The sequence below is a fragment of the Micromonospora lupini str. Lupac 08 genome, from assembly GCF_000297395.2.
In the GTDB taxonomy this organism is placed as follows: domain Bacteria; phylum Actinomycetota; class Actinomycetes; order Mycobacteriales; family Micromonosporaceae; genus Micromonospora; species Micromonospora lupini.
This window is the reverse complement of record NZ_HF570108.1, coordinates 5115002-5135678: the sequence shown is the minus strand read 5'-3', so window position 1 is coordinate 5135678 and position 20677 is coordinate 5115002. Positions and strand designations below refer to the sequence as shown.

Sequence of the window (20677 nt, the reverse complement as noted above, 5' to 3'; positions counted from 1 at the left end):
TCCTTAAACCTGTAGGTAATTGGCATCACAAAAGGTTCATGGTTCTCGCCCGCGCGAGTGCAACTCTGCTTAGGCTTCGCGTCATGGCAGATGGTTCCGATACGACGCTGACGGCCGAGCAGACCGCCGGCGAGCAGGCCCCGCACGGCCTGGTCGCGGGCCTCAAGTCGTTCGCCGCCGAGCACGGCGGCGCGAAGGCCGTCATCGAGTACGTCGGTAAGCGAGGCGCACGGATCGTCCTGGTGGGCACCGACGGTGAGTGGGGCGACCAGTTCGCCGAGGACACCGTCACCGCTCGGGAGGCGTGCGCCAAGGCGGGAGTCACCGTCGAGAACGCCTGGGAGCGTGAACTGATGGACCAGATGCGACCGAGCAACGACCTCTGGCGGTCGATGGCCCGGCGCACGATGGCCCGTTGAGATAGACAGCTGAATTGACCGACCACCACCAGTCGACCCGGGGGGAACCCCGGGTCGCTCTCGTCACCTGCACCGAGCTGGTCGAGCTCGACCCCGACGACCGCCTCGTCCTCCACCCGCTCACCGCCCGGGGGATCGCCGTCGAGGCGGCCGTCTGGGACGACCCGGACGTCGACTGGTCCTCGTACGACCTCGTCGTGCTCCGCTCACCGTGGGACTACGCCCTGCGCCGCGACGAGTTCGTCGCCTGGGCGGCAACCGTCCCAACTCTGGTCAACCCGGCCGACGTGGTGCGGTGGAACACCGACAAGCGCTACCTGGCCGAGCTGAGCGCCGCAGGGGTGCCGACGGTGCCGACGTCCTGGGTCGAGCCGGGCGAGACCTGGTCGCCCCCCGCCGAGACGGGCGAGTACGTGCTCAAGCCCTCGGTCAGCGCCGGCAGTCAGGACACCGGCCGGTACGACCTGGCCGACCCGGAGCACCGCGACCTGGCCGCCGCGCACGTACGCCGGCTCTCCGAGGCCGGCCGGACGACAATGGTCCAGCCGTACCTGAGCGCCGTCGACAACGAGGGGGAGACCGCACTGCTCTTCCTGGCCGGCCCGGACGGGCTCGCGTACAGCCACGCCATCCGCAAGGGCCCGATGCTTACCGGCCCGGATCTCGGCCCGGACGGCCTCTACAAGGCCGAGGAGATCACCTCCCGTACCGCCCGACCCGAACAGCTCGCGGTGGCGGAGAAGACCCTCGCCGCGGTGCCCGGCGGCACGCGTCAACTGCTCTACGCCCGGGTCGACCTGATCCCCGGCCCGGACGGCGACCCGGTCCTGGTCGAACTGGAGCTGACCGAGCCGTCGCTCTTCATCGGGTACGCCGACGGCGCCCCCGACCGCCTGGCCACCGCGATCGCCACCCACCTGGCCCGCCTCGTGTGAGTCCGGCCGGTGTGATCGACTCGGCGTCCTTGAAGGCGCGGTGTCCGGGCCCGTCCGTCCGACCGGCTTCCAGGAAGCCGAGTCGATCACGCCACCAGGTGGCCCGCGCGGGGCGTCAGGCGGTGACCGGGACGGCTTCGGTCTCGACCCGGGTGGCCGGGGCGGTCGGTGCGGTGACCGGGCGGCGTTCGCGTGTCGACCACTGCACCGACAGCGCGGCGAGCAGCACCAGGCAGGAGCCGAGCATGTGCGCGCCGACCAGGATCGCCGGTACGTGGGTGAAGTACTGCACGAAGCCGATGAGCCCCTGACCCAGCTCCACCGCGAGCAGGACGACGGCGGCCCGGGTGGCCCGGGCCGCGCCGACCGCGCGGAACGCGAAGATCAACGCCACCGACAGGCCGATGAGCAGGAAGACGACGTCCGCGTGCACCTGGGAGATCGACTCCGGGTCGAGCCCGTTGCGGGCCGCGCCGTGGTCCCCGGCGTGCGGGCCGCTGCCGGTGACCCAGGTGCCGACGACCAGCACCGCCACGGCGACGCCGGTGGTGACCCGGGCCAGCGCGCGCAGGGGACTGGGCACCACGGCGACCGTCGGAGCGTCCGGCTCGCCGGCCCGCCGCCAGAGGGCGTACGCGGCGGCGATCACCGCCATCGAGGCGAGGAAGTGCAACCCGACCACCCACGGGTTGAGGTTGGTGAGCACCGTGATGCCACCGATCACCGCCTGGGCGGGAATGCCCAGGAAGTCGGCGACGGCGAGGGTCAGCAGCCCGCGGCGGCGTGGCCGGTGTGCCAGCACGGCCAGCACGGTGGCCAGCGCGATCAGGCCCACCGCGAAGGTCAGCAGCCGGTTGCTGAACTCGATCACCCCGTACACGCCCATCTCGGGGGTGGTGACGTACGAGTCGTCGGTGCACCGGGGCCAGGTGGGGCAGCCGAGGCCCGACGCGGTCAACCGGACCGCCCCGCCGGTGACGACGATGCCGACGTTCGCGATGATCGAGGCGAGCGCGAGGCGGCGCAGCAGGGTGCCGGAGACCGGGCGGACGATGCGGTTCACGGCACAAATCCTACGCACCGTAGTGATCGAGGTTCGTCCGACTCCGTCGGGTCGGTGGTTCGGATCACCGGGGCCCGGGTTTGCGGCCGTTGAGGTAATTACGTAACGTTGGCGTTGTGAAAAACGCGGCGGCGCTCTCCGGGCACCAGCCGACGGCTGTCCCGGCCGTCGGCGCGTCCGCGTCCGCCCTCGTCGGGGCCCCGTCGCCGACCCTCGGCGGCGCCGCCACCGAAACCTCGACCCGGGACCGCGTCACCCAGCTGCTGCTGGAGCGGGGCGCGACCACCGCCGCGCAGCTCGGCCTGGCGCTCGGCCTGAGCCCGGCGGCGATCCGCCGGCACCTGGACGCGATGCTCGCCGACGGTGACGTCGTCGCCCGCGAGCAGACGGTGCAGGGCAGCCGCGGTCGGGGACGTCCGGCCAAGGTCTTCGTGCTGACCGAGGCGGCCCGCGTCCGCTGTGGCACACACCACTACGACAACATGGCCACCGCCGCGCTGCGCTGGATCGCCCGCAGCGGTGGTCCGGACGCGGTCGAGGCGTTCGCCGCCGAGCAGGTGTCCGCGCTGGAGTCGCGCTGCCGCGCCGCCATGGAGGACGCCGGCGACGAGCCGCTCGCGCGGGCCGAGGCACTCGCCGGAGCGCTCACCGCCGAGGGTTACGCTGCCAACGCGACCACGATCGCCTCCGGCGGCCAGCTCTGCCAGCACCACTGCCCGGTGGCGCACGTGGCCGCCGAGTTTCCCCAGCTGTGCGAGGCCGAGACCGCGGTGATCTCCCGTCTGGTCGGCACCCACGTACAGCGCCTGGCCACCATCGCGCACGGCGACGGGGTGTGCACCACGCACATCCCGACCCAGCCGGGCCGCGCCCAATCCGGTAATCCCGTCACCACTGTGAGGACAGATAGATGACCGAGCAGATCGTCCAGCCCCTGACCCAGGAAGAGCAGCTCGCCGCCCTGGGTCGCTACGAGTACGGCTGGTCCGACCCGGACGCCGCCGGGGCGGTCGCCCAGCGCGGCATCAACGAGGCGGTGGTGCGGGACATCTCGGCCAAGAAGAACGAGCCGGCCTGGATGCTCGACCTGCGCCTGAAGGGCCTGCGGCTGTTCGGCCGCAAGCCGATGCCGGCCTGGGGCGCGGACCTCACCGGCATCGACTTCGACAACATCAAGTACTTCGTGCGGTCCACCGAGAAGCAGGCCACCAGCTGGGAGGACCTGCCCGAGGACATCAAGAACACCTACGACCGGCTGGGCATCCCGGAGGCGGAGAAGCAGCGTCTGGTCGCCGGTGTCGCGGCGCAGTACGAGTCCGAGGTCGTCTACCACAAGATCCGTGAGGACCTTGAGGAGCAGGGCGTTCTCTTCCTGGACACCGACACCGCGCTGCGCGAGCACGAGGACGTCTTCAAGGAGTACTTCGGCACGGTGATCCCGGTCGGCGACAACAAGTTCGCCGCCCTGAACACCTCCGTGTGGTCCGGCGGCTCGTTCATCTACGTGCCGAAGGGCGTGCACGTGGAGATCCCGCTGCAGGCCTACTTCCGGATCAACACGGAGAACATGGGCCAGTTCGAGCGGACGCTGATCATCGTCGACGAGGGCGCGTACGTGCACTACGTCGAGGGCTGCACCGCGCCTCTGTACTCCTCCGACTCGCTGCACAGCGCGGTCGTGGAGATCATCGTCAAGAAGAACGCGCGCTGCCGGTACACGACCATCCAGAACTGGTCGAACAACGTCTACAACCTGGTCACCAAGCGCGCCGTCTGCCACGAGGGCGCGACCATGGAGTGGGTCGACGGCAACATCGGCTCCAAGGTGACGATGAAGTACCCGGCGGTCTACATGACCGGCGAGCACGCCAAGGGCGAGGTGCTCTCGGTGGCGATGGCCGGCGAGGGCCAGCACCAGGACGCGGGCGCCAAGATGGTGCACGCCGCGCCGCACACCTCCTCGACCATCATCTCCAAGTCGATCGCCCGGGGCGGCGGCCGCACCTCGTACCGGGGTCTGGTGCAGGTGCTGGAGGGTTCGCACCACAGCCGGAGCACTGTCAAGTGCGACGCGCTGCTTGTCGACACGATCTCCCGCTCGGACACCTACCCGTACGTCGACATCCGCGAGGACGACGTGTCGATGGGGCACGAGGCGACCGTCTCCAAGATCAGCGACGACCAGCTCTTCTACCTGATGAGCCGGGGCCTGAGCGAGGACGAGGCGATGGCCATGATCGTGCGTGGCTTCATCGAGCCGATCGCCAAGGAGCTCCCGATGGAGTACGCCCTGGAGCTGAACCGCCTGATCGAGCTTCAGATGGAGGGCGCGGTCGGCTGACGCCGCCGCTCCCGCGGGGCGGGCCGGAACCTCGGCCCGCCCGCACCCCGCCCCACCCTCGTCGCCACGGAACAGACAGACCAAGGAAGACATGACTACCCAGGCTTCCGCGCCGCCCAGCACCAAGTCGCAGGCGCTGCGCTCGTACGACGTCGCCGACTTCCCGGCCCTCACCGGCCTGGAGGAGGAGTGGCGTTTCACCCCGCTCAAGCGGCTGCGCGGCCTCGCCGGCGAGCCCCAGGCCGGCGCCGGCACGGTCCGGCACGAGTACGGCGAGCTGCCCGAGGGCGTGGCCATCGAGCGCATCGGCACCGACGACCCGCGGGTGGGCAGCGTGCTCACCCCGGTCGACCGGGTCAGCGCGCTCGCGTACGGCGGCGCCGGGCAGGCGCTGCTGCTCTCGGTGGCGAGCGATGTCGTGGTGGGCGCGCCGGTGAGCGTGCGGGTGGTCGGCGACGGCGGCGAGGGTCTGGCCTTCGGGCACACCTTCGTCGACGTGGGCCGATTCGCGGAGCTGACGCTGGTGCTGGAGCACGTCGGCTCGGCGACCCTTGCCGACAACGTCGAGGTGTCGGTGGGCGACGGGGCCAAGCTGACCCTGGTCACCGTCGCCGACTGGGCGTCGGACGCGGTGCAGGCGCAGCACCTCAAGATCAAGCTCGGTCGGGACGCCCGGGTGACGCACGTGCAGGTGAGCCTGGGCGGTGACCTGGTGCGCCAGTTCACAAGCGTGGAGTACACGGGCCGGGGCGGCGAGGCCGAGCTGTACGGCGTCTACTTCGCCGACGGCGGCCAGCACCTGGAGCACCGCCAGCTGGTCGACCACTCCGTGCCGGACTGCCGCAGCTACGTCGGCTACCGGGGCGCGCTGCAGGGCGCTGACGCGCACACCGTCTGGGTGGGCGACGTGCTCATCCGCGCCGAGGCGACAGGCACCGACACGTACGAGATCAACCGGAACCTGCTGCTCACCGACGGCGCGCGGGCGGACTCCGTACCCAATCTGGAGATCGAGACCGGCGAGATCGCCGGCGCCGGCCACGCCAGCGCGACCGGCCGCTTCGACGACGAGCAGCTGTTCTACCTGATGGCCCGGGGCATCCCGGAGGGTGAGGCCCGCCGTCTGGTGGTCCGCGGCTTCTTCGCCGAGGTGATCAACAAGATCCCGGTCGAGGAGCTGCGCGAGCGCCTCGGCGACGCCATCGAGGCGCGCCTGGCGAGGAGCGGCGCCTGATGATCCGGATCTGCTCCACCGAGGACGTGCCGAAGGGCACCGCGATCAGCGCGGACGTCGACGGCACCCCGATCGCCCTGGTGCACGGCGAGGACGGCGAGTTCTACGCCGCCTACGACGAGTGCTCGCACGCCGCGGTCGCCCTCTCCGAGGGTGAGGTCGACGGCTGCACCCTCGAGTGCTGGCTGCACGGCTCGCGCTTCGACCTGCGCACCGGCGCGCCGAGCGGCCTGCCCGCCACCGAACCCGTACCCGTCTACCCCGTCGAAGTCCGCGACGGCGACATCTACCTCAGCCTGACGCCGAGTAATGGAGTGACCCGATAATGAGCACCCTGGAGATCCGCGACCTGAAGGTGTCGGTCAAGCTGCCCGAGGGTGAGCTCAAGCCGATCCTGGCCGGCGTCGACCTGACCGTGAAGTCGGGTGAGACCCACGCGATCATGGGCCCGAACGGGTCCGGCAAGTCCACCCTGGCGTACTCGATCGCCGGCCACCCCAAGTACGAGATCACCGGCGGCACGGTGACCCTCGACGGCGAGGACGTGCTGGCCATGACCGTCGACGAGCGCGCCCGCGCCGGCCTCTTCCTCGCCATGCAGTACCCGGTCGAGGTGCCCGGCGTCTCGGTGGCGAACTTCCTGCGCACCGCGAAGACCGCCATCGACGGCGAGGCGCCGAAGCTGCGCACCTGGGGCGGCGAGCTGCGGGGCGCCATGGAGCGCCTGCAGATGGACCCGGCGTTCGCCCAGCGCAACGTCAACGAGGGCTTCTCCGGCGGTGAGAAGAAGCGGCACGAGATCGTCCAGTTGGAGCTGCTCAAGCCGAAGATCGCGATCCTCGACGAGACCGACTCCGGCCTCGACGTCGACGCGCTGCGCGTGGTCAGCGAGGGCGTCAACCGGGTCCGCGACACCGGCGACACCGGCGTGCTGCTGATCACCCACTACACGCGGATCCTGCGCTACATCAAGCCGGACTTCGTGCACGTCTTCGTGGCCGGCCGGATCGTCGAGCAGGGCGGCCCGGAGCTGGCCGACAAGCTCGAGGCCGAGGGCTACGAGCGGTACGCCGCCGGGGCCGGCACGGCCAAGGCCTGAGCGGGAGAGGCGCTGCCGAGATGACCAGCATCGCGATCCCGTCAGGGATGCCGCAGTACGACGACGTGCCGCGTTTCGACGTGGCCCGGGTGCGCGCCGACTTCCCGATCCTCGATCGGGAGATCAACGGGCACCCGCTGGTCTACCTCGACAGCGCCAACACCTCGCACAAGCCGCGTCAGGTGCTCGACGTGCTCGACGAGCACTACACGCGGCACAACGCCAACGTGTCGCGCTCGGTGCACACGTTGGGCACCGAGGCCACCGAGGCGTACGAGGGGGCGCGGGCGAAGATCGCCGCGTTCATCAACGCGCCGAGCGTCGACGAGGTGGTGTTCACCAAGAACTCCACCGAGGCGATCAACATCGTGGCGTACGCCTTCTCGAACGCCTCGCTGCGCGCGGACGGTGACCCGCGGTTCCGGCTGGGGCCGGGCGACGAGGTGGTGATCTCCGAGATGGAGCACCACTCCAACATCGTTCCGTGGCAGCTGCTCTGCGAGCGCACCGGCGCGACCCTGCGCTGGTTCGGAGTCACCGAGCAGGGCCGGCTGGACGAGTCCGGCCTGGAGGACCTGATCACCGAACGGACGAAGATCGTCTCGTTGGTGCACATGTCCAACATCCTCGGCACCGTCAACGCGACCTCCCGCATCACCGCCCGGGTCCGCGAGGTGGGCGCGCTGCTGCTGCTGGACTGCTCGCAGTCGGTGCCGCACCTGCCCATCGACGTGGTCGACCTGGACGCGGACTACATCGTCTTCACCGGGCACAAGATGTGCGGCCCGACCGGCATCGGCGTGCTCTGGGGCCGGGGCGAGCTGCTGGCGGCCATGCCGCCGGTGTTCGGCGGCGGTTCGATGATCGAGACGGTCACCATGGCCCGCTCGACGTTCGCCGCGCCGCCGGCCCGCTTCGAGGCGGGCACCCCGCCGATCGCCGAGGCGGTCGCGCTCGGCGCGGCGGTGGACTACCTCACCGGCATCGGAATGCCTGCCATCCAGTGGCACGAGAAGGAGCTGACGGCGTACGCGCTGGACGCCCTCGGCACGGTGCCGGACCTGCGGATCTTCGGCCCGACCGTACCGATCGGCCGGGGCGGCACCATCTCGTTCGCGCTGGGTGACGTGCACCCGCACGACGTGGGCCAGGTGCTCGACTCGCTCGGTGTGCAGGTGCGCGTGGGCCACCACTGCGCCAAGCCGGTGTGCAGCCGGTTCGGCGTCCCGGCGATGACCCGGGCCTCGTTCTACCTCTACACCACCACCGAGGAGATCGACGCTCTGGTGGGCGGTCTGGAGCAGGTGCGGAAGGTGTTCGACTGATGGTGCAACTCGACCAGCTCTACCAGGAGATCATCCTGGACCACTACAAGCATCCGCACGGCCGTGGCCTGCGCGACGCCGACGACGCGACCGACCGGGTCGCGGAGGCGCACCACGTCAACCCGACCTGCGGCGACGAGGTCACCGTCCGGGTGGCCACCGACGGCGACGTGCTGCACGACATCTCGTACGACGGCATGGGCTGCTCGATCAGCCAGGCGTCGGCGAGCGTCCTGCACGAACTGCTGCGCGGTCGGGACGCCGGGGAAGCATTCGAGGTGCACGAGGCGTTCGTCGAGTTGATGTCCGGCCGTGGCCAGGTCACGCCGGACGAGGACGTACTCGGTGACGGGGTGGCCTTCGCGGGCGTCGCCCGCTACCCCGCCCGGGTCAAGTGCGCGCTGCTGCCGTGGATGGCGTTCAAGGACGCCGCGGCACGCGCCGGCGTGGGCGCGAGCCCGGAGGTGAAGGCGTGAGCGAGCGACAGCGAGCGAGTTCCAGCAGCACTGTGGTGCCCGGTGGCATCACGAAGCGAACCGGAGGGACGGCATGAGCGAGAACACCGCTACCGCGGCGACGCCGGAGGCCGGTGACGCCACCGCGGCGCCGCAGACCGACGCCGTGACGACCGACGGAGCCCAGACGACCAACGCCGCCGCGACGACCAACGCCGCCGCGACGCCGGCTGCCGGCGACGGCGCTGCTACCGACGGCGCTGCGGCGCCGGGCGCAGGCGACGCTGCCGCGGCCGACGGCGCTGCGACTCCGGGTGCCGGCGATGCCGTCACCTCGGCGGGCGGCGTCAGCAAGGCCATGATCGCCGACATCGAGGAGGCGATGAAGGACGTCGTCGACCCCGAGCTGGGCATCAACGTGGTCGACCTGGGCCTGGTGTACGGGGTGCACGTCGACGACGAGAACGTCGCCACCCTGGACATGACGCTCACGTCCGCCGCCTGCCCGCTGACCGACGTGATCGAGGACCAGACCCGGCAGGCCCTGACCACCGGCCCCGGCGGCGGCCTGGTCAACGACATCCGGATCAACTGGGTGTGGCTCCCGCCGTGGGGCCCGGACAAGATCACTGACGAGGGTCGGGACCAGCTCCGTTCCCTCGGCTTCAACGTCTGACCCGACCCCGGTCGGCTCCACCCGTCGAGCGCGACGCCCCACCAGGGGCGCCGCGCTCGACCCGTTTCACGTCGAAGCAGGCGCGCCGCAGGGCAAGATCACGCAGTTTCCTGGATGTAGTGGTGTCGGCGCTTCGGTGGTAAGGCCACCAGAACCAGGATCGAGCACGATCTCGGCCCCGACCGAGCCGAAGATCCGCACAACATCGGCGAGAGTGCTGCCTCCCCAGTCCCAGAGACAGCAACATCCCCGACGTTGCGCGTTCCCGGCGGTGACGCGGGGCGTGGCGTGGGGTGGGGTGGGGTGGGGGTGTCGGGGTGGGAAAAATCGGTGGCGGGGGCGTGGCTTCGGCGCGCAGGATGCGCTGGTGATTGAGGCGTACCCGATGCAGGTTTCTGTCCGTGCGGCCACTGCCGCGCGTCGACAGCGCACCGCACCGGCCGTCGCTTCGATCCGCCGCCCGCCGTCGTGAGCGGGGCGTTCCTCGCCGGTCTGGTGGCCGGCTACGGCGTCGCCATCCCCGTTGGCGCGATCGCGATTCTCATCCTGGGGCTCAGTGCCCGTACCTCGTTCCGGGTCGGGGCGGCCGCGGCGCTCGCGGTGGCGACGGCCGACGGGCTCTACGCGGCGGTCGCCGCGCTCGGCGGCGCGGGTCTGGCCGGGATCATCGCGCCGGCCGCCGGTCCGTTGCGGGTGGTGGCCGCCGTGGTCCTGCTGGGTCTCGCCGCGCACGGCCTCTGGCGGACCTGGGCCGCCCACCGCTCGCGCCGACCGCCGGCGGCACGCGCCGGGCAGGGCCTGAGCACTCCGGGGCGGGCCTACGCGGCGCTGCTCGGGCTGACCCTGCTGAACCCGACGACGGTGCTCTACTTCGCCGCGCTGGTGCTGGGCCGCCGGGCCACCGTCGACGCGGACGGGCTGACCGCCGCGTTCTTCGTGGCGGGCGTCTTCCTGGCGTCGGCGAGCTGGCAGCTGCTCATCGCCGGCGGCGGCACGATTGTCGGTCGGGCCCTGACCGGGCCGCGCGGCCGGCTGGTCACCGGCCTGGTCTCCAGCGCGCTCATCGCCGCGCTCGCCGTGGCGGCGCTGCTGCCGGGCTGAGCCGCACCCGCCCGACGGCCCGATCGGGGCGGCGGTGGCGTACGGTCGGGGCCGTGACCAGTCGACCCGCAGCCGGGGGCGGCCGGTGGGTCGAGGTCGACCCGGCCCGCGTCGGCCGCTGGGTCGAAGGCTTCGCCGACCGGCACGGCCCGCCCACCACCACCGCACGGGAGTACGGGCTGCTGCTCACCGCCCCCGACGGGAGCACCGCCGAGCTGTACGCCCCACCGGGCGCTCCGGTCGGCGCGGACGTGGACGCCTTCGTGGCCGCCGCCGGCACGCCGCACCGGATCGGCCTGCTACTGGCCCGCAAGGGCGCGGTGGCGGTCGGTGTGGCGCAGGGCCCCGACCTCGTGGTCTCCAAGGTGGACACCAGGTACGTGCAGGGGCGCACCGCCGCCGGAGGTTGGTCGCAGCACCGGTTCGCCCGTCGGCGCGACAATCAGGCCAAGGCGGCGCTGGGTGACGCGGCGGACCTGGCCGTACGCCTGCTGTTGCCGGAGGCGGCACGGCTGACGGCGCTCGTCTGCGGCGGTGACCGGCGGGCCGTGGACACGGTGCTGGCCGACCGACGGTTGGCCCCGCTCGTGCCGCTGCGCGCCGAGCGGCTGCTCGACGTGCCGGAGCCACGGCACGCGGTGCTGGTCGCGGCGGTGGTCGCGGCCCGGGCGGTGCGGATCCGGCTGCGCGACCCGGCACCCGACCTCGCCGGGTGACGACGGCGGCACGCGTCCCGGATGTGCGGGCCGCCCCGCCCTCTTCCGGCCAGCGTGTCGCCGGGATGTGCGGACCGCCCGGCGCTCTCCGGCACCGCGTTCGGCAGGACGTGTGGGGCGGAGCCCGGCCCTTTCCGGCGGTGGCGAACGGCGGCCCGCGGGGAGACGACCGCCACCAAGAAGCGGGTTCCCGTCGTACTCCCGGGCCGGCGGTCGGAGGATGGGCCCGTGGAGTTTCTGGTGGACATGGTGACGACAGTTCCCGACGGCACGTCCGAGGACGGGGTCGCCGACATGCGCACGCGCGAGGCGGCACGTTCGGCCGAGCTGACGGCGCAGGGCAGCCTCCTGCGGCTGTGGCGGCCGCCGCTGGCGCCGGGGGAGTGGCGTACGTGGGGGCTCTTCGAGGCCGCCGACGCCGACGAGTTGGAGAGGGTCCTCGCGTCGATGCCGTTGCGCGCCTGGCGGCGTGAGACGGTCACCCCGTTGACGCCGCACCCGAACGACCCGGGTCAGCCGATCCGGCAGCCGAGGGCTTGACCATGGTCAGCAGCGAGGCGCAGATCCTGCGGGACGTCCTCGACCGGTGGAAGTCGGCGGTCGACGCGCACGAGCCAGATGATGTCGCGTCCTGCTTCACCGAGGACGCGATCTTCCAGGGTCTGCATCCGTACACGGTCGGCCGGGACGGGGTCGCCGCGTACTACGCCGCGCAGCCGCTCGGCCTGACCGCCGCGTACGAGATCCGGGAGACCCGGCGTCTCGCCGACGACGTGGTCCTGGGCTATCTGGAGGTCGAGTTCGGCTTCACCGACCGGCCGGCCCTCACCGTCCACCTCGGCGTGGTCGTCCGACGGATCGACGACGACTGGCTCATCGGGCACTACCAGGTCTCCCGACTCGACTGAGGCGCGAACGGGGTCGTGGCAGGCCCCGGAGGACCTGCCACGACGTACAGCGGAATGGGTTGTCAGAGCTGGTCGGTGCCGAAGGTGTCGCAGTTCTTCGGGTCGCCGCCGGTGTAGCCCTGGGTGAACCAGCGCTTGCGCTGCTCGGACGTGCCGTGGGTGAACTGGTCCGGGTTGACCTTTCCGCCGGAGCGTTCCTGGATGCTGTCGTCACCGATCGCCTCGGCGGTGTCGATGGCCTGGCTGACGTCGGCCTCGGTGATCGACTTGAACAGCGGCTGCTGGCCGGTCTTGTCCTTGCTCTCGGTGGCGTGCTTCGCCCAGGCGCCGGCGTAGCAGTCGGCCTGCAACTCCAGCCGTACGGACGCGGATTTGGGGCCGCTCTGGTCGCCCTGGCCGGCCTTGGCGTTGGTGCCGAGCAGGTCCTGGACGTGGTGGCCGTACTCGTGCGCGAGCACGTACGGCTGGGCGAACTCGCCCTTCGCCCCGAACCGGGTGGCCAGCTCGTCGTAGAAGCTCAGGTCGATGTACACCAACTTGTCGGCGGGGCAGTAGAACGGGCCGACGCCCGAGTCGGCCTGACCGCAGCCGGTGTTCACGGCCTGCTGGAAGAAGTTCGTGGTGGTGGGCTCGTACTTTCCGTTGCCAAGCTCCGGGTATTCCTTCTGCCAGTAGCCCTGGATGCTGTTGACGTAGAGCAGGTTGCGGCAGCGCGCGTCCTGGAGACGGTCCGGGTTGGCGGTGCCGCACGCCTGGTCTATGTCGCCGCCGCCAGCCTGGCCGCCGTCGTCGCCGTTGGTCATGGCGTTCAGGCCGAAGCCGCCGCCGAGCAGGGCGATGAGCACGGCGACCACGATGCCGATGATGCCGCCCCGACCGCCGCCGCCCGGGATGGGGATGCCCATGCCGCCGCCCCCACCGCCGGATCCACGCCCCAGATCGTTGGCCTGGGAGGTGTCGAGCTCGGCCCGCTCGTTGAGTTCCATGGTGACCCCGATCGCCGTATGCCGGTGAATGTCGTGTGTATGTCGTTGTGTCGCTTCAGTGCCGGACGGGGTCCGGACAGGCGTTCCGGTACCCGATGATCTTGATTGGTAATCCGGGCGGGCCGCCCGGGAGCGCCCGGTACACTTGTCGGGTGCTGCGCTGCGAAGGCTGAACCGCCCCGCGCCGCCGGGCCCCTTGAGCCCGTCGGCGCTTTCGCGTGCCCTGAGTCAGCCTTCCAGACCCCGAGAGCGAGTCCCACGAGATGATCACTGCCACCGGCCTGGAGTTGCGTGCCGGCTCCCGGATCCTGCTGTCCGACACCACCCTGCGCGTGCAGCCCGGTGACCGGATCGGCCTGGTCGGCCGCAACGGCGCCGGCAAGACGACCACCCTGAAGGTGCTCGCCGGCGAGGGACAGCCGTACGGCGGGCAGATCGACCAGCGCAGCGCCATCGGCTACCTCCCGCAGGACCCGCGCACGGGTGACCTGGAGGTGACCGGCCGCGACCGGGTGCTCTCCGCCCGTGGCCTGGACGTGCTGATGTCCCAGATGAAGGAGATCGAGGCCCAGCTCGTCGAGGATTCCAGCGACAAGCTGGTCCGTCGCTACGGCGCTCTGGAGGACCAGTTCGCCGCCCTCGGCGGGTACGCGGCCGAGGCCGAGGCCGCCCGTATCTGCGCCAACCTGGGGCTTCCGGACCGCGCGCTCGCCCAGACCATCGGCACCCTCTCCGGCGGTCAGCGCCGGCGCATCGAGCTGGCGCGGATCCTGTTCCGCGACGCCGGTGAGAACGGCGGCGGCATCCTGCTGCTCGACGAGCCGACGAACCACCTCGACGCCGACTCGATCACCTGGCTGCGTGGCTTCCTCGCCAACCACAAGGGCGGCCTCATCGTGATCTCCCACGACGGCGCGCTGCTGGAGTCGGTGGTCAACAAGGTCTGGTTCCTCGACGCCACCCGGTCCGTGATCGACGTCTACAACCTGGGCTGGAAGGCGTACCTGGAGGCACGCGAGACCGACGAGCGCCGCCGCCGCCGGGAGCGGGCCAACGCGGAGAAGAAGGCCGGCGCGCTGATGGCGCAGGCCGACAAGATGCGGGCCAAGGCCACCAAGACCGTCGCCGCGCAGAACATGGCCCGCCGTGCCGAGAAGCTGATCTCCGGTCTGGAGGAGGTACGCGTCGCCGACCGGGTGGCCAAGGTCCGCTTCCCCAGCCCCGCCCCGTGCGGCAAGACGCCGCTCACCGCGACCGGCCTGTCCAAGTCGTACGGCTCGTTGGAGATCTTCACCGACGTCAACGTCGCGGTGGACCGGGGTTCCCGGGTGGCCATCCTGGGGCTCAACGGCGCCGGCAAGACGACGCTGCTGCGGATGCTCGGCGGCCTGCTCAACCCGGACACCGGCGAGGTGCACGCGGGGCACGGGCTGCGCCTGGGCTACTACGCCCAGGAGCACGAGACGCTCGACGTGGAGCGGACGGTGCTGGAGAACATGCGCGCCGCAGCCGTCGAGCAGTCCGACACCGACCTGCGCAAGATCCTCGGCGCGTTCCTGTTCTCCGGCGACGACGTCAACAAGCCGGCCGGGGTGCTCTCCGGCGGCGAGAAGACCCGGCTGGCGCTGTCCACACTTGTCTGCTCCGGCGCCAACGTGCTGCTGCTCGACGAGCCGACGAACAACCTCGACCCGGTCAGCCGCGAGCAGGTGCTCGACGCGATCGCCAACTACCCGGGCGCCATCGTGCTCGTCACGCACGACCCGGGCGCGGTGCTCGCGCTCAAGCCCGACCGCGCGATCCTGCTGCCCGACGGCGACGAGGACGCCTGGAGCGACGACCTCCTCGAACTGGTCGAGCTGGCCTGACCGGCCCGGCCGGTCAGGCTCGGGCCGCTCGGGTGGTCCGGCTCGGGTGGTCCGGCTCGGGTGGTCCGGCTCGGCCCGGCGGGCTCTGGGCCGTCGGGCTCCGGGCCGGCGGGCCGGCCCGTTCTCAGCCGAGCAGGTCCAGCAGGCGGCCGACCACGCCCGAGCTGACCAGGATGACCACACCGATGGCGACGAAGATCGCCGGCACCAGCCAGTGGCCGGCGCGCTCCACCAGCCGGACCACCCGGCGGTGTCCACCCAGCCAGGCCGCGGCGGCGCACCAGAGGCCGACGAGCACCACGAAGACCAGCAGGAAGACCGCGCTGTCGCCGGGGCCGAGGGCCCGGAACACGGGTACGTAGACGGCCACGTTGTCGGCGCCGTTGGCGATGGTCACCCCGGCGACGCCGAGTGTCCCGGTGACGACCGTGGCCGGCTTGTCGTCGTCGGAGCCGCGCAGCGCGCGGACGCCCAACGCGATCGGCAGCAGGCCGAGCAGCCCGGTCCACGGGTCCGGCACGACAAGCAGCCCGGCGGCGACCACCGCGCTGGCCAGCGCGAGCGCGCCGATGCCGAGGTACTGGCCGGCGACGATCTGCGAGGTGCGGGGCCGGCCGGTGGTGCGGGCCGCCACGAAGAACAGCGTGAGGATGACGATGTCGTCGATGTCGGTGGCGGCGAAGACCACTGCCGCTCCCGCCGCGGTGCCCAGCAGGTCGATCACGCCCGGGAGCGTACGGGCCGAGGTGTCGCCCGGCGGCGGTGGCCCTTCCGGACGGCGCGCCCGGACCGATCGCGAGGATCACTCTATCGGGAAGCTGACATTGCATAGCGTGTCGGTTGGCGAAGAGTTGATATCTGGCGCATGATCGTCCGAGGCGGTCTAATAGGTGGGACCGTATCCGAACCGCACAGTCTGGGACGTGAGGACACAGCATGGCAGCCACTGGCACAGCCACCAGCACTGAGAAGGGTCGCCGGATCGTCGGAGCCGAGCGTCAGACGCTCGCCAAGGACCTGGTAAAGCGGTACACGTCGGGGGAGAGCATCCGCGCGCTGGCGGCCTCGACCGGCCGTTCCTACGGGTTCATCCACCGAGTGCTCACCGAGTCCGGGGTTCAGCTGCGTCAGCGCGGCGGTGCCCGGCGCCGCAAGAAGGCGTGACCCGCCCCTCAGCGTCGTCCACCAGCGCCGCGCCCCGGGCCGCCCGGTGACCGCCGAGGCGACCGGGGTCCGGCTGACCTGCGACGGGCCGGTTGCCACGGTGACGTTGTGCCGGCCCGACGTGCTCAACGCCCAGACGCCCGCCATGTGGCGCGCGATGAGCGACTTCTCCCGCGACCTGCCCGGCGACGTCCGTGTGGTGGTGGTGCGGGGCGAGGGGCGTGCGTTCTCCGCCGGCCTCGACCTCGCGGTGGCCGGTGCCTCCGGCCCAGGGTCGTTCGCCGAGCTGGCCACGCTGCCCGAGCAGGAGAGCGCCGACCAGATCGCGGCGTTCCAGGCCGGCTTCACCTGGCTGCACCGTCCGGACGTCATCTCCGTGGCCGCCGTGCAGGGGCACGCGATCGGCGCCGGTTTCCAACTCGCGCTGGCCTGTGACCTGCGCGTCCTGGCCGCCGACGCGAAACTGTCGATGGCCGAGGTGACCCTCGGGCTGGTGCCCGACCTGGCCGGCACGAAGCGCCTCGTCGAGCTGGTCGGCTATTCCCGGGCGCTGGAGATCTGCGCGACCGGCCGCCGACTGGACGCCGCCGAGGCGGACCGGATCGGGCTGGCCACTCTCGTCGTACCGCCGGCCGACCTGGACGACGCGGTCCGTGACCTGACCGCGGGCCTGCTGGCCGGGGCCCGCGACGCGGTGGTGGAGATCAAGGCCCTGCTCGCCGGCGCGGCCGGCCGGTCGCACGCCGACCAGCAGCGCGCCGAGCGGGAGGCGCAGACCCGCCGCCTACGGGACCTGGCCGGCCGGGGAGAATAGTCGTAAGGACCGTACGGGAAGATCCGGGTTACGACCGAGGTTGTCAGAGTCGTCGGGAGAATTGACCTGACGTGTGAGGTCCACCCGACGACCCGGAGGTGAGCGGTGTCCAACCCGATGTCCGGCGGTGGCATGGCCGGGTGGAGCATGCTCCGGTCGATGCGCAACCGCGACGAGGTCTCCACCCACCGGCTCAAGCACGGCGTGGCCCGCCGCATCGTGGCCTTCGCCCAGCCCTACCGACGCGACATCATCGTCTTCCTGGCCACCGTGGTGCTGGCCGCCATCATCGGCGTGGCCACACCTGTGCTCGCCGGTGACGTCATCAACGCGATCAACCGGGGTGGCAGCGAGGCCGGCCGGCTCGTGGTCCGGCTGGCCCTGTTCATCGCCGGGCTGGCCGTCGCCGACGCGCTGCTGTCGCTGGCCCAGCGGTGGTATTCGGCCCGCATCGGCGAGGGCATCATCCTCAACCTGCGCACCCGGGTCTACGACCACGTGCAGCGGATGCCGTTGCAGTTCTTCACCCGCACCCAGACCGGCGCCCTGGTCAGCCGGCTCAACAACGACGTGCTCGGCGCCCAGCGCGCGTTCACCTCCACCCTGTCCGGTGTGGTCAGCAACGTCATCCAGCTGGTCCTCACCGCCGCGGTGATGTTCACCCTCTCCTGGCAGATCACCGCGCTCTCGCTGGTGCTGCTGCCCATCTTCATCATTCCGGCGCGACGGGTCGGGCGGCGGCTCGCCGACATCACCCGCGAGGCGTACAACCTCGACGCCAAGATGAGCGCGACCATGACCGAGCGGTTCGGGGTGGCCGGCGCGCTGCTGGTGAAGCTGTTCGGCCAGCCCGAGATCGAGGCCCGCCGGTTCGCCGACCGGGCCGAGCGGGTGCGTGACATCGGCATCCAGTCCGCCATGTACTCCCGGACGTTCTTCGTGGCGATGCTGCTCGTCGCCTCGCTGGCGCAGGCGCTCACCTACGGCCTCGGTGGTTGGCTCGCCGTCACCGGCGGCGTCAGCGCGGGCACCGTGGTGACCCTCGCGCTGCTGCTCACCCGGCTGTACGGGCCGCTCACCGCGCTCTCCAACGTCCGGGTGGACGTGATGAGCGCGCTGGTGTCCTTCGACCGCGTCTTCGAGGTGCTCGACCTCGAACCCGGCATCGTGGAGAAGCCCGACGCGGTGCCGGTGCCCCGCGGCACCGGCCGGGTCGACTTCCGCGACGTGCGCTTCCGCTACCCGAGCGCCGCCGAGATCTCCCTCGCGTCGCTGGAGGAGGTCGCCACGCTCGACCGGACCGTCAACGAGCCGGTGCTCAAGGGCGTCTCGTTCAGCGTCGAGCCGGGGCAGATGGTCGCCCTCGTCGGCCCGTCCGGCGCCGGCAAGTCGACGCTGTCCATGCTCATCTCCCGGATCTACGACGTCACCGACGGGCAGGTGCTGGTCGGCGGCGTCGACGTGCGCGACGCGACCCTCGCCTCCCTGCGCGACGAGATCGGCGTCGTCACCCAGGATTCACACCTGTTCCACGAGACGATCGCCGAGAACCTGCGTTACGCCAAGCCCGACGCCACCGACGACGAGATCTGGGCGGCGCTGGCCGGGGCGCAGGTGGCCGATCTCGTCCGGGCGCTGCCCGACGGGCTGGACACCACTGTGGGGGAGCGCGGCTACCGCTTCTCCGGCGGCGAGAAGCAGCGCATCGCCATCGCCCGACTGCTGCTCAAGGCCCCGTCGATCGTGATCCTCGACGAGGCGACCGCACACCTGGACTCGGAGAGCGAGGCAGCGGTGCAGCGGGCGCTGTCGGTGGCGCTGGCCGGTCGTACCGCCCTGGTGATCGCGCACCGGCTCTCCACCGTCCGCGACGCCGACCAGATCCTCGTGCTCGACGGCGGGCGGATCGTCGAGCGGGGACGCCACGACGAGCTGGTCGCGGTCGGCGGGCTCTACGCCGAGCTGTACCGCACGCAGTTCGCCGTCGTGGACTCGCCGAAGCCGTACGTGGACGCGACAGGCCCCGAGCCGGTGGTCATGCCCCTCGGCACGTACGTCGCCGACGAGGCCATGCCGCCCGCCGCCGCCAACTGATCAACCGTCCGCCAGCTCGGTTGCCGCGCGCAGCTCGGCGAACGCGGCGCCCAGCGTGACGGGCGTGAAGTGCGCGTTCAGGCCGCTCGGGTTGGGCAGCACCCACAGCCGCGCCCCGGCCAACGACTCCGGCTGCGGCCCGAAGGTGGCCTTGGGCCGCTGAAAACCGATCCGGTACGCCGTCACCCCCACCACCGCCACCCAGCGCGGCCGGTACCGGGTCACCTTGTCGGTCAGGATCGCCGCGCCGTCGAGGAGTTCCGCGGCGGTCAGCTCGTCCGCGCGGGCGCTGGCCCGGGCGGCCATGTTGGTGATGCCGAGACCCAGGGCGGGCAGCTCGTCCTGCTCGCTCGGATGCAGCAGTCGAGGGGTGAACCCGCCGGCGTGCAGCGCCGGCCAGAACCGGTTGCCGGGTCGGGCGAAGTGCCAGCCCGTGGCGGCCGACCAGAGGCCCGGGTTGATGCCGACGAACAGCACCGCCAACCCCGGCGCGAGCACGTCGGGGATGGTCCGGTCCGCAGCCGCCGCCAGCTCCGCCCGCGTCGGCCGGGACGTGCCGGGCGGCAGCGTCTTGATCGACTCGGGTTCCTGGAAGCCGGGGTGTCCTGGTCGCGTCGACAGCCCGACTTCCGTGAAGCCGAGTCGATCATGGGTCGGGTGGTCCGGGTCGGGCGTCACAGCCCGCGTAGCGCGCCGCCGTCGACAGGCACGGTGAGCCCGGTCAGGTAGCTGGCGGCGGGGGAGAGCACGAACGCGGCCACCCGACCGAACTCGGCCGGGTCGGCGATGCGCCGTAGCGGGATGCTGGCCTCCGCCTCGGCGCGGGCCCGCTCGGGGTCGCCGGTGGCGGCGAACAGCTCCCGGTTGCGGTCGGTCATGATCCGGCCGGGCAGCAGGCCGACCACCCGTACGCCGCGAGGGCCGTACTCGTCGGAGATGTCCTTGGCGACGCCGACCAGTCCGGGCCGCAGGCCGTTGGAGATGCCGAGGCCGGGCACCGGGCCACGGGCGGAGGTGGAGAGCACCAGCCCGATCGCGCCCCCGTCGGGCAGGGCGGCGGCGACCGTGCGCGCCGCGCGGACGGTGCCCAGGAACACGGTCTCGAAGGAGTGCCGCCACTGCTCGTCGGTGATCGACGCGGCGTTGCCGGCGGGTGGGCCGCCGACCGAGATGAGCGCGCCGTCGATCCGACCGAAGTGCTTCCGGGCCGCCGCGACGAGCCGATCCGGGGTCTGCGGGTCGGTCAGGTCGGCGGTGACGCCGACCGCCCGGTCCGGGCCACCCAGCCCTTCCGCGGCTGCGGCGACCGCGTCGGCGTCACGGGCCGAGAGCACCACCCGCGCGCCGTCGGCCACCAGGCACCGCGCCGTCGCGTAACCGAGGCCGCGCGAGGCGCCGGTGAGCACGTACACCCGGTCGGTCAGTCCGAGATCCATGCCGCCAATCCTGCCGCATCCGGCCACGGCCCGCGTCACAGCC

At 71.7% G+C, this 20677-nt stretch carries 23 protein-coding genes; 18 read left to right on the top strand and 5 right to left on the bottom strand.

Features of this window, described 5'->3' with window-relative positions:
- Positions 1-83 precede the first annotated feature (83 nt).
- Both MILUP08_RS24440 and MILUP08_RS24435 read left to right on the top strand, forming a co-directional pair.
- A complete protein-coding gene (locus MILUP08_RS24440; RefSeq protein WP_039906575.1) occupies positions 84-419 on the top strand; it encodes a hypothetical protein in 336 nt (111 codons plus the stop codon).
- Positions 420-433: 14 nt separating this feature from the next.
- Positions 434-1354, top strand: a complete 921-nt coding sequence (locus MILUP08_RS24435) for an ATP-grasp domain-containing protein (protein ID WP_007462713.1) — start codon at positions 434-436, stop codon at positions 1352-1354.
- A 115-nt stretch (positions 1355-1469) separates the two neighbouring features.
- Here the strand turns inward: MILUP08_RS24435 and MILUP08_RS24430 are convergent, their stop codons facing one another.
- Complete coding sequence (locus MILUP08_RS24430) at positions 1470-2435, bottom strand: COX15/CtaA family protein (RefSeq protein WP_167626065.1); 966 nt, start codon at positions 2433-2435, stop codon at positions 1470-1472.
- Between the two features lie 242 nt (positions 2436-2677).
- On the opposite strand from MILUP08_RS24430, the gene MILUP08_RS24425 reads away from it, so the two are divergent.
- The 12 genes from MILUP08_RS24425 (at position 2678) to MILUP08_RS24370 (ending at position 12272) form a co-directional block, all read left to right on the top strand.
- On the top strand, positions 2678-3331 hold the full coding sequence (locus MILUP08_RS24425; protein ID WP_144057198.1) for a helix-turn-helix transcriptional regulator: 654 nt from the start codon (positions 2678-2680) through the stop codon (positions 3329-3331).
- Positions 3328-4758, top strand: coding sequence for a Fe-S cluster assembly protein SufB (gene sufB / locus MILUP08_RS24420; RefSeq protein ID WP_007462707.1), 1431 nt, complete (start codon positions 3328-3330; stop codon positions 4756-4758). The genes MILUP08_RS24425 and sufB overlap by 4 nt, the downstream gene beginning before the upstream one ends.
- A 91-nt stretch (positions 4759-4849) precedes the next feature.
- On the top strand, positions 4850-5992 hold the full coding sequence (gene sufD / locus MILUP08_RS24415) for a Fe-S cluster assembly protein SufD (protein WP_007462705.1): 1143 nt from the start codon (positions 4850-4852) through the stop codon (positions 5990-5992).
- Positions 5992-6318 carry a non-heme iron oxygenase ferredoxin subunit gene (locus MILUP08_RS24410; protein WP_007462703.1) on the top strand — a complete coding sequence of 109 codons (327 nt, stop codon included), beginning with the start codon at positions 5992-5994 and terminating at the stop codon, positions 6316-6318. The genes sufD and MILUP08_RS24410 overlap by 1 nt, the downstream gene beginning before the upstream one ends.
- Complete coding sequence (gene sufC, locus MILUP08_RS24405; protein ID WP_007462702.1) at positions 6318-7091, top strand: Fe-S cluster assembly ATPase SufC; 774 nt, start codon at positions 6318-6320, stop codon at positions 7089-7091. The genes MILUP08_RS24410 and sufC overlap by 1 nt, the downstream gene beginning before the upstream one ends.
- A 20-nt stretch (positions 7092-7111) precedes the next feature.
- On the top strand, positions 7112-8416 hold the full coding sequence (locus MILUP08_RS24400) for a cysteine desulfurase (RefSeq protein ID WP_007462700.1): 1305 nt from the start codon (positions 7112-7114) through the stop codon (positions 8414-8416).
- 2 nt (positions 8417-8418) lie between these two features.
- On the top strand, positions 8419-8892 hold the full coding sequence (sufU, locus tag MILUP08_RS24395; protein ID WP_039908730.1) for a Fe-S cluster assembly sulfur transfer protein SufU: 474 nt from the start codon (positions 8419-8421) through the stop codon (positions 8890-8892).
- 145 nt (positions 8893-9037) lie between these two features.
- Positions 9038-9547, top strand: coding sequence for a metal-sulfur cluster assembly factor (locus MILUP08_RS24390; RefSeq protein WP_039908727.1), 510 nt, complete (start codon positions 9038-9040; stop codon positions 9545-9547).
- A gap of 468 nt (positions 9548-10015) precedes the next feature.
- A complete protein-coding gene (locus MILUP08_RS24385) occupies positions 10016-10648 on the top strand; it encodes a LysE family transporter (RefSeq protein ID WP_007462693.1) in 633 nt (210 codons plus the stop codon).
- A gap of 53 nt (positions 10649-10701) precedes the next feature.
- A complete protein-coding gene (locus tag MILUP08_RS24380; protein WP_007462691.1) occupies positions 10702-11364 on the top strand; it encodes an acVLRF1 family peptidyl-tRNA hydrolase in 663 nt (220 codons plus the stop codon).
- A gap of 228 nt (positions 11365-11592) precedes the next feature.
- On the top strand, positions 11593-11904 hold the full coding sequence (locus MILUP08_RS24375; RefSeq protein ID WP_007462689.1) for a muconolactone Delta-isomerase family protein: 312 nt from the start codon (positions 11593-11595) through the stop codon (positions 11902-11904).
- A 2-nt stretch (positions 11905-11906) separates the two neighbouring features.
- Positions 11907-12272: a YybH family protein gene (locus MILUP08_RS24370; protein WP_039906571.1), complete on the top strand. Its 366-nt coding sequence runs from the start codon at positions 11907-11909 to the stop codon at positions 12270-12272.
- Between the two features lie 62 nt (positions 12273-12334).
- On the opposite strand, the gene ypfJ is transcribed toward MILUP08_RS24370, so the two are convergent.
- Positions 12335-13258, bottom strand: a complete 924-nt coding sequence (gene ypfJ / locus MILUP08_RS24365) for a KPN_02809 family neutral zinc metallopeptidase (protein ID WP_007462685.1) — start codon at positions 13256-13258, stop codon at positions 12335-12337.
- Between the two features lie 263 nt (positions 13259-13521).
- Between ypfJ and MILUP08_RS24360 the strand changes: the two genes are divergently transcribed.
- Positions 13522-15126 (top strand): ABC-F family ATP-binding cassette domain-containing protein, encoded by a 1605-nt coding sequence (locus MILUP08_RS24360; protein ID WP_007462683.1) that lies wholly within the window; start codon positions 13522-13524, stop codon positions 15124-15126.
- 124 nt (positions 15127-15250) lie between these two features.
- On the opposite strand, the gene MILUP08_RS24355 is transcribed toward MILUP08_RS24360, so the two are convergent.
- Positions 15251-15850: a cadmium resistance transporter gene (locus MILUP08_RS24355; RefSeq protein ID WP_007462681.1), complete on the bottom strand. Its 600-nt coding sequence runs from the start codon at positions 15848-15850 to the stop codon at positions 15251-15253.
- Between the two features lie 212 nt (positions 15851-16062).
- Between MILUP08_RS24355 and MILUP08_RS24350 the strand changes: the two genes are divergently transcribed.
- From MILUP08_RS24350 to MILUP08_RS24340, 3 genes are all read left to right on the top strand, one after another.
- Entirely contained in the window at positions 16063-16290 is a 228-nt protein-coding gene (locus MILUP08_RS24350; protein WP_007462679.1) for a helix-turn-helix domain-containing protein, read from the top strand.
- A 46-nt stretch (positions 16291-16336) separates the two neighbouring features.
- Positions 16337-17104 carry an enoyl-CoA hydratase/isomerase family protein gene (locus MILUP08_RS24345; RefSeq protein ID WP_039906561.1) on the top strand — a complete coding sequence of 256 codons (768 nt, stop codon included), beginning with the start codon at positions 16337-16339 and terminating at the stop codon, positions 17102-17104.
- A gap of 117 nt (positions 17105-17221) precedes the next feature.
- Positions 17222-19198, top strand: a complete 1977-nt coding sequence (locus MILUP08_RS24340) for an ABC transporter ATP-binding protein (protein WP_039908721.1) — start codon at positions 17222-17224, stop codon at positions 19196-19198.
- Here MILUP08_RS24340 and mug read toward each other — a convergent pair whose 3' ends face one another.
- Together mug and MILUP08_RS24330 are read right to left on the bottom strand one after the other, a co-directional pair.
- Positions 19199-19774: a G/U mismatch-specific DNA glycosylase gene (gene mug, locus MILUP08_RS24335; RefSeq protein WP_051066050.1), complete on the bottom strand. Its 576-nt coding sequence runs from the start codon at positions 19772-19774 to the stop codon at positions 19199-19201. It abuts the gene before it with no gap.
- 98 nt (positions 19775-19872) lie between these two features.
- Positions 19873-20634: an SDR family oxidoreductase gene (locus MILUP08_RS24330; protein ID WP_007462661.1), complete on the bottom strand. Its 762-nt coding sequence runs from the start codon at positions 20632-20634 to the stop codon at positions 19873-19875.
- Positions 20635-20677 lie beyond the last annotated feature (43 nt).

Excerpts from the sequence above, each read along its gene's own strand:
- MILUP08_RS24440 (WP_039906575.1), top strand. The coding sequence starts at position 84 with ATGGCAGATGGTTCCGATACGACGCTGACGGCCGAGCAGACCGCCGGC.
- sufB (WP_007462707.1), top strand. The coding sequence starts at position 3,328 with ATGACCGAGCAGATCGTCCAGCCCCTGACCCAGGAAGAGCAGCTCGCC.
- sufD (WP_007462705.1), top strand. The coding sequence starts at position 4,850 with ATGACTACCCAGGCTTCCGCGCCGCCCAGCACCAAGTCGCAGGCGCTG.
- MILUP08_RS24410 (WP_007462703.1), top strand. The coding sequence starts at position 5,992 with ATGATCCGGATCTGCTCCACCGAGGACGTGCCGAAGGGCACCGCGATC.
- sufC (WP_007462702.1), top strand. The coding sequence starts at position 6,318 with ATGAGCACCCTGGAGATCCGCGACCTGAAGGTGTCGGTCAAGCTGCCC.
- MILUP08_RS24400 (WP_007462700.1), top strand. The coding sequence starts at position 7,112 with ATGACCAGCATCGCGATCCCGTCAGGGATGCCGCAGTACGACGACGTG.
- MILUP08_RS24370 (WP_039906571.1), top strand. The coding sequence starts at position 11,907 with ATGGTCAGCAGCGAGGCGCAGATCCTGCGGGACGTCCTCGACCGGTGG.
- ypfJ (WP_007462685.1), bottom strand. The coding sequence starts at position 13,258 with ATGGAACTCAACGAGCGGGCCGAGCTCGACACCTCCCAGGCCAACGAT.
- MILUP08_RS24360 (WP_007462683.1), top strand. The coding sequence starts at position 13,522 with ATGATCACTGCCACCGGCCTGGAGTTGCGTGCCGGCTCCCGGATCCTG.
- MILUP08_RS24350 (WP_007462679.1), top strand. The coding sequence starts at position 16,063 with ATGGCAGCCACTGGCACAGCCACCAGCACTGAGAAGGGTCGCCGGATC.
- MILUP08_RS24340 (WP_039908721.1), top strand. The coding sequence starts at position 17,222 with ATGTCCGGCGGTGGCATGGCCGGGTGGAGCATGCTCCGGTCGATGCGC.
- MILUP08_RS24330 (WP_007462661.1), bottom strand. The coding sequence starts at position 20,634 with ATGGATCTCGGACTGACCGACCGGGTGTACGTGCTCACCGGCGCCTCG.